Raw genomic sequence first — 8,092 nt, forward strand, 5'->3', positions numbered from 1 at the left:
CACAGAACAGACAGGCTTACCTTGCGTGTTGGTGGATGAGCGATTAACGACGATGCAAGCGGAACGGATGCTCATTTCAGCAGATGTCAGCCGCAAAAAGAGAAAAGCGGTCATCGACAAAATGGCGGCCGTGATGATTTTACAAAACTACCTGGACCGTTCCGGGAAATAAGGAGGAATCTCTCATGGCAGAAATCCGTCGTGAAGAAGAAATGTACCGTATTCCAGATGAAAATGGAGACGAGCATTTATTTGCAGAAATTTTCCGTATGACAAGCGACCGTTCGAAGAAAACATTCGTTGTACTCGAACCAGTCGGAGCTCCGGAAACAGAAGATGAAGACACAATCGAAGTATACGCATTTGAAATTGAAGAACTTGAAGATGGCGAATTCATCTTGAAGCTCGTCGAAGACGATGAAGACTTCGAAGAGGTCATGGAAGCATTCGATATCGTCAATGACGAAGTCGGTCTAGACTAAATAGGGGACGGGCGGCTAGGGATTTCCCTCGTCGCCTCTCTTTATAAAATGAACAGGGGAGAAATGCATGAATCATCCATCTATGTCAGATGAGAAACGTGCCCGCAACCGGATCGTTCGTCGCATCACGGTTGTCATCCTTGCCATCTTCCTTCTCGTCATCGCCACAGGCTCGGCACTCGCTTACGTCTTCGTGAAGCGCTCCGTCGAACCGATTGATCCGACATCGACGGAAACAGTTGAAGTCGAAGTCCCACTCGGTGCTGGTTCGGGATACATTGGTGAATTACTAGAAGAGAATGGGCTTGTAAGGAGTAGCACGATTTTCCGTTTCTATACACGCTTTAAAAACGAGTCATCGTTCCAAGCGGGGACATATACGTTGTCACCATCTCAATCAATCGATGAGTTGATTGAAACGTTGCAAACAGGTAAAGTCATTGTGGTTCCTGATATCAAGCTCGTCATTCCGGAAGGGTTCACAATCGACCAGGTCATCGCGCGACTTGCGAAAGAGGCCGACATTCCGAAAGAAGAGATTTCCGAACAATTGAGTGACCGTGAATATATCAGTTCGCTCGTGAACGAGCATGAAATGTTGACGGAGGAAGTATTGCAGGAAGGCATTTATCATCCGCTTGAAGGATACCTGTTCCCAGCAACATATGAATTCAACAAAGGGGTAACACTCACTGAAATCATCGATGAGATGCTACTCCCGACCGAAAGCATGTATCAAGAGTACAAAGGTCGTTTGGCCGATTCAGGACGTACCTTCCATGAAACGCTCGCGCTCGCATCGGTTGTCGAGAAAGAAGCTGTGTCGACGGAAGACCGAAAAGAAATTGCCGGTGTCTTTGAAAATCGTCTAAACGACGGCATGAAATTACAGTCTGACCCGACCGTCTGGTACGGAACGGGGGAGACATCGATTTTCACTTCATTCGCAGATTTGGAGAACGATTCCTTATATAACACGTATCGTTATGAAGGGATTCCAATCGGTCCAATCGCGGCTGTCAGTCGCGACGCGTTTGAGGCGGTACTCAACCCGAACGACACAGAGAACATTTACTTCTATGCACGCCCTCCACGTGAAGGGTTCCCGAATGGGGAAGTCTTGTTCGAAGTCAATTATGAGGACCATCAACAAAACGTCAATAAGTACCGTTCCGAATGGGAAGCGTTTGAAGAAGCGAACAGTAATTGATGGGACGACCGCGGGATGCTTCCGGTCGTTTGAATGAAGAGAGTTAAGAGGTGGAACGAGTGGACCATGCATCCTATGAGGGATATGTAGAACAATTGATCAACGACCGCTCTCCGCTACTTACGGAGATGGAGGCATTTGCGCGAGAACATCACGTTCCAATCATGGACCTGACGGGCTCTGAAGTGCTTCTCTCGTTGTTGGCGATGCAGCGACCGACCCGCATCCTTGAGGTGGGGACGGCAATTGGCTACAGTGCAATCCGTATGGCAGAGTTGTTACCAGATGCCGAAATCGTCACGATTGAACGAAATGCTCGTCGATTCGAAGAAGCGACTGGCTTTATCGGACGATCTGATGTTCGCGATCGCATCACATTGATTCACGGTGACGCCGTTGAATTGATTGGTTCGATTGAAGGTGAGTTCGATGCCGTGTTTATTGATGCGGCAAAAGGACAATATCAAAAATTTTTTGATGGGTATGGCGCTTTAGTACCAATTGGTGGTACGATTTACAGCGATAATTTGTTTTTACGAGGGGACGTCTTACTCGAGGACGTGTCAGTACTTGACCGACGTCGACGCCGGCTTGTCCGCCTCGTGAAGCAGTTTACTGAGCAATTGATGGCACGGACCGATTATCATACTGCAATTTTGCCCCTTGGTGATGGCCTAGCAATCAGTCGTAAATTACGATGAGGAGGACTTAACTTTGATGCAACATAAACCCGTCATTATTGGCGTGGCCGGGGGTACCGGATCAGGAAAAACGACCGTGGCCCGAGCGCTCGTCGATGCGTTTAAAGGTCAATCGGTCGTCATGATTGAACAAGACGCGTATTATAAAGATCAATCTGAAATGACGATGGAGGAGCGGTACAAGACGAACTACGACCACCCCTTCGCCTTTGATAACGATTTGCTAATTGAACATATCCAACAATTGCAACAACACCAGGCTGTCGAGAAGCCGGTATATGACTACGCGGCCCATACGCGCTCTGATGAGACGATCTTGATCGAACCGGTCGATGTCGTCATCGTTGAGGGGATTTTAGCACTTGAAGATGCCCGTTTGCGTGAATTGATGGATATTAAGGTGTTCGTGGATACGGATGCTGACGTTCGCATCCTGCGCCGCATGCAGCGGGATATCAATGAACGTGGACGTTCGATCGATTCGGTCGTGGCACAGTACACGAATGTCGTTCGTCCGATGCATTTGCAGTTCTGCGAGCCGACGAAGCGGTATGCGGACATCATCGTTCCTGAAGGCGGAGAAAACTTTGTCGCAATCGATTTACTCGTGACGAAGATCCGTTGGGTGCTCACTGAGCGTAATCGCGCGTGAGGAAATAAATCGTTTTCAATTTACCCTAGCTGTAATATACTAGGAGACAATGAAGGAGTGACAGAAATGGCTGAAAAACAACACTATATGACGTTAGACGGAAAAGCGAAGATCGAGAATGAATTAAACGAACTGAAAACGGTCCGCCGTAAAGAAGTCGTTGAAAATATTAAGATTGCTCGTGATTTCGGTGACTTATCAGAAAACGCGGAATACGACGCGGCGAAAGAAGAACAAGCGATGGTCGAAGGACGAATCGCACAATTAGAAGAAATGCTCCGCAACGCAGTCATCATTCAAGATGATGCAGGCGATAACTCGGTTGTCTCAATCGGGAAAACAGTAACGTTCTTCATCCAAGAAGATAACGAAGACGAGACATACACAATCGTCGGTGGTGCCGAGGCAGACCCGTTCACAGGGAAAATCTCGAACGAATCACCAATCGCGAAAGCACTTCTTGGCCGTACGATCGGAGATGTGGTCACGGTTCAAACACCAGGTGGCGACATGATCGTCGAAATCAAAGAAATCAAATAAGTTGTTGAGCGACCTCCATCTTGGAAGTCGCTCTCTTTCTGAGGAGGAATCGGAATGAAAGTTGGAATCATCGGTGCGATGGAAGAAGAAGTGAATTTGCTTCGGAATGAACTAACTGAACGTAAAGATACAGAAATCGCAAGCTATCATTTTTATGAAGGATATCTTGGAAACATGCAAGTCGTCATCTTGAAGTCAGGCATCGGGAAAGTCAATGCCGCGATCGGGACGACACTCTTAATTGATAAGTTCAAACCGGACGTCGTCATCAATACGGGTTCTGCCGGCGGATTTAAAAAAGGGATGAAAGTCGGTGACGTCGTCGTCTCAACGGAAGTACGTCACCACGATGTTGACGTGACAGCATTCGGCTATGAGTACGGACAAGTACCAGGAATGCCACCAGCATATGAAGCTGATTCAAAGCTCGTCAGCGTCTGTAAAGATGTGATTGAAAACTTACCGGACGTGAACGTGCATCAAGGATTGATCGTAACAGGGGATTCGTTCATCAACGACTCAAAACGTGTAGCGGACATCCTTGGCCATTTCGATGGCGTGGCTGCCGTCGAGATGGAAGCTGCTCCAATCGCGCAAACGTGTTACCAGTTCGGTATTCCGTTCGTCGTCACACGCTCGATTTCAGACAGCGCAGACGAAGAGGCGAACTTATCGTTTGATGAATTTTTAGAGACGGCATCCATCAACTCTGCGAAGATGGTCATGGCTGTCACGAAACGCCTCGAACAAGCTTAATCGATTGATCATGAAGAGGATGCATTGACATCCTCTTTTTATTCCCTTATATTAGTACCAGATACTAAGAATAGGGGTCGACGATATGAATATTGGAATCATCGGCATCGGATCGTTCTTACCGGACAATCGGGTGACAAATATCGATTTAGAAAAACGAATGGATACGAGCGATGAGTGGATTCGTACGCGTACAGGCATCGAGGCGCGACATTTAGCAGAAAGTGACGTATCAGTCTCGGATATGGCGACACGTGCCGCAGAGCGGGCGTTACAGAGCGCTGGAGTCAGCATCGATGAGATCGAGGCGATTGTCTGTGCGACGGCGACTGCGCCAGCCTTCCCCGCAACCGCGTGCGTGGTTCAGGCGAATCTTGGCGCGAAAGCCGCTGTGGCGTTCGACGTCAGTGCAGCATGTAGTGGATTTATCTTCGCCATGGATACAGCGAAAAGCTTGATGGACTCGAAAGGCTTCAAGAAAACGCTCGTCATCGGAGCAGAGAAGATGGGAAGTTTGATTGACTGGGATGACCGGTCGACAGCTGTCCTATTCGGAGACGGAGCTGGAGCTGTCGTACTCGGGGAAGACGAGATTGCTTCAATCGACTCCATCATACTTGGAAGTGACGGGACAGGTGGCAAGCACTTGTATGAAAACGATGAAGGAAAGATCGTCATGAACGGTCGCGAAGTGTTTAAGTTCGCCGTGCGGAAAATGCCGGAAATCGTGCTCGAATCGTTAAACAAGGCCGACAAGTCGTTAAACGACCTCGACGTCCTTGTGCCGCACCAAGCGAATCGTCGAATCATCGATGCGGCGATGGAACGTTTAGATTTAGAAGAAGAGAAAGTCGTCATGACCATTCAAGACCATGCGAATACATCAGCGGCATCGATCCCGCTCGCCTTAGCGGAAGCCGTCAAGTCTGGTAAAATCCAAGACGGACAAACGGTCGTCATCGCAGGTTTCGGAGCTGGACTCACGTGGGGTGCAAGCTGTCTGACGTGGAATCATGCAACAATTACGGAGGGGAATCATCTATGAAACGAGTAGTAGTGACAGGATTAGGAGTCGTATCACCGTTAGGAAACGACGTGTCGACAATGTGGGACCGCCTTTTAAAAGGGGACAACGCAATCGATACGTTGACGAAAATCGACATCAGCCAATATCCGGCGAAAGTCGGAGCGGAAGTAAAAGAGTGGAACATCGAACACTTAGTCGAACCAAAAGAAGCGCGTAAAATGGATTCGTTCATCCAATACTCACTTTTGGCGGCAGACGCTGCCCATAAAGACAGCGGACTCGATGTCAAAGCCATTGCCGATGAAGTCGGAACGTGGATCGGGAGCGGAATCGGCGGTGTCGAAACAATCGACAAGCAGTCAGCCATCCTTCATGACCGTGGACCGCGTCGTGTGAGCCCGTTCTTCATTCCTATGATGATTCCGAACATGGCGAGCGGACAAGTGTCGATTTACCTCGGGGCTAAAGGACCGAGTAACTGTTCGGTGACAGCGTGTGCATCAGGGACGAACTCAATTGGAGAAGCGTTCCGCGTTATTCAACGGGGAGATGCGATTGCCATGTTCGCCGGTGGAGCGGAAGCGCCAATCACACCACTCTCGTTCGCAGGCTTTTGTTCGAACAAAGCACTTTCGACGAATCCGGACCCGAATACAGCGTGCCGTCCATTCGACGAGAACCGCGATGGGTTTGTCATGGGTGAAGGTGCTGGCGTACTCGTATTAGAAGAGTACGAACATGCGAAGGCACGTGGAGCGAAAATGTATGCAGAAGTCGTCGGATACGGGATGAGTTCAGACGCTTATCACATCACTGCTCCGTCACCAGAAGCAGAAGGCGGGTCAAAAGCGATGAGTGAGGCGATTCGCGATGCGGGAATCAAGCCGGAAGACGTTCAATACATCAATGCACACGGCACGAGCACACCGCTCAACGATATGCTTGAGACGAAAGCGATTCGTCGTGTGTTCGGGGAACACGCCGACAAACTCGCGGTCAACTCGTCGAAATCGATGATTGGTCATCTTCTCGGAGGAGCAGGTGGCGTCGAGGCAGTCATCACAGCTCTTTCGATTCATGAAGGGAAGATTCATCCGACGATCAACTGTGAATCACCTGCAGCAGATTGCGACCTTGATTATGTACGTGAAGGAAATCGGGAACTTGACATTCAGTATGCACTCAGTAACTCACTTGGCTTCGGGGGCCACAATGCGACACTCGCATTTGCGAAAGTGACGAACTGACGGTAGAAAAATCATTCAAAAAAGGTTAGGGTATAAGGGTTGGTCTAACAGAAAGGAGTGCAACGAATGAACAAGAAATCATTCATCGTGGCCGCCTTGTTAGGTTCAGTCCTTATCCTTTTTTTATTTATTTGGAACGAACAACGAGAGCAGTCACGTGAACTACTACCACCAGAAGAACAAACCATTACGATTCATGGGGAATCCCTTCCGACTCAACCGGACGTCATGCTCGCGATTGACCCGGCATCCCAAACGGTATTGTCACATCTATATGAAGGACTCTATCGGTTCGGCGCAGATGGAGCGATTGAACCGGGACTCGTCGAGAAGTTAGAACGATCTGAAGATGGAACGGTCTATACGTTCACATTGAAAGAGAGTATGACGACAGAAGGGAATGCAGTTACCGCGCAGACGTTTGTCGGCCATTTCCGTAAACTCGTCGATGACGAGACGAACTCACCTTTTAGTTTTTTACTTGCGGATGTCCAATCTGCGAAAGAAATCGGACTCGGGCAACAAGAACCGGATACGTTAGGTGTTCGAGCAATCGATGAGCGAACGCTCGAGATCACCCTCATCCGACCGATGGAAGGATTCGAAGAAGTTTTCGCTATGCCAGCGTTTTTGCCACAACCATCCGTGACATCATGGGATGAGTTAGAAACGAACGGTCCATTTAAATTTGATCGAATGGATGATACAAGCATCTCGTTACATAAAAACGAAACGTATCGTGAAGTCGACAACGTTACGCTTGAAACAATCACTATCCAAAGTGAATCAAATCTGACTGCGACGTCAGGGATGCATCCGATTCCTTATGACTTCGACACTTCTACCATTGATGAGGAAGTCATGAATATTAAAGACGTTCCGCGAAGTGGGGTGTTTTATTTAAAACCGAATGTTGAAAAAGCACCATTCAATAACGTTGCATTTCGAAAAGCCCTCGCCCTGACACTTGAGCGGACGGCACTCGAAGAATCGCTTGCACGAGCGGAACAAACGACGGAACGACTTCTCGTCATGGATGAGGAGGATTCGGTTGCAGAGTTGGAAGGCGATGCCAACCAATTATTTGAAACTGTGAAAAAACAGTTAAAAACAGAAACCATCGAGATTGAATTGCTTAGCTTTGTCGATGAGGAAGCACGTGAAATTTCGACAAGATTAAAAGAGAATTTGGAACAGTTGGACGGGTTGACCGTCACGGTTGTAGAGCTTCCACTTGGAGATAAAGTTAGGAAAGAAGTCTCAGGAAATTATTCCTTTTCGTTATCTGGATGGCAACCCGACTACCCGATGCTATCTGCCTATTTGACGCAATTTGAGTCTAATGATGTGCTCAATTCAAGTCGATATGCAAATGAGACGTACGATCAACTGATGGATCAGGCCCGTTCCACTGAGAATTTAGACGAACGGAATATCATATTACGAAACGCGGAAGCGAAGCTGTTAGAAGAGGCGG

10 protein-coding genes are annotated in these 8,092 nt (G+C 48.3%); all 10 read left to right on the plus strand.

All coding sequences use genetic code 11. The features are described from left to right. Window positions 1–172 (plus strand): Holliday junction resolvase RuvX (gene ruvX, locus ON063_RS13775; protein ID WP_274665511.1); only part of this gene is annotated, 172 nt, incomplete at its 5' end. A 13-nt stretch (window positions 173–185) separates the two neighbouring features. Next, the gene (locus ON063_RS13780) at window positions 186–482 is read left to right on the plus strand and encodes a DUF1292 domain-containing protein (RefSeq protein ID WP_078146594.1); all 297 of its coding nucleotides are present in this window, start codon (window positions 186–188) and stop codon (window positions 480–482) included. 67 nt (window positions 483–549) lie between these two features. After that, entirely contained in the window at window positions 550–1,692 is a 1,143-nt protein-coding gene (gene mltG, locus ON063_RS13785; RefSeq protein ID WP_214785243.1) for an endolytic transglycosylase MltG, read from the plus strand. Window positions 1,693–1,751: 59 nt separating this feature from the next. After that, window positions 1,752–2,393 carry an O-methyltransferase gene (locus ON063_RS13790; RefSeq protein ID WP_214748553.1) on the plus strand — a complete coding sequence of 214 codons (642 nt, stop codon included), beginning with the start codon at window positions 1,752–1,754 and terminating at the stop codon, window positions 2,391–2,393. A gap of 16 nt (window positions 2,394–2,409) precedes the next feature. After that, entirely contained in the window at window positions 2,410–3,045 is a 636-nt protein-coding gene (gene udk / locus ON063_RS13795; RefSeq protein ID WP_074035132.1) for a uridine kinase, read from the plus strand. A 66-nt stretch (window positions 3,046–3,111) separates the two neighbouring features. Further along, entirely contained in the window at window positions 3,112–3,585 is a 474-nt protein-coding gene (gene greA / locus ON063_RS13800; protein WP_074035127.1) for a transcription elongation factor GreA, read from the plus strand. A gap of 54 nt (window positions 3,586–3,639) precedes the next feature. Next, complete coding sequence (mtnN, locus tag ON063_RS13805) at window positions 3,640–4,341, plus strand: 5'-methylthioadenosine/S-adenosylhomocysteine nucleosidase (RefSeq protein WP_274665508.1); 702 nt, start codon at window positions 3,640–3,642, stop codon at window positions 4,339–4,341. A gap of 85 nt (window positions 4,342–4,426) precedes the next feature. Beyond that, window positions 4,427–5,386 (plus strand): beta-ketoacyl-ACP synthase III, encoded by a 960-nt coding sequence (locus tag ON063_RS13810; protein ID WP_274665509.1) that lies wholly within the window; start codon window positions 4,427–4,429, stop codon window positions 5,384–5,386. Beyond that, window positions 5,383–6,615, plus strand: coding sequence for a beta-ketoacyl-ACP synthase II (gene fabF / locus ON063_RS13815; protein WP_214695452.1), 1,233 nt, complete (start codon window positions 5,383–5,385; stop codon window positions 6,613–6,615). The genes ON063_RS13810 and fabF overlap by 4 nt, the downstream gene beginning before the upstream one ends. Window positions 6,616–6,681: 66 nt before the next feature. Next, window positions 6,682–8,092 (plus strand): peptide ABC transporter substrate-binding protein (locus ON063_RS13820; protein ID WP_274665510.1); only part of this gene is annotated, 1,411 nt, incomplete at its 3' end.

Origin of the sequence: Exiguobacterium sp. B2(2022) (genome assembly GCF_028823655.1) — a bacterium.
Lineage (GTDB): Bacteria > Bacillota > Bacilli > Exiguobacteriales > Exiguobacteriaceae > Exiguobacterium > Exiguobacterium aestuarii_A.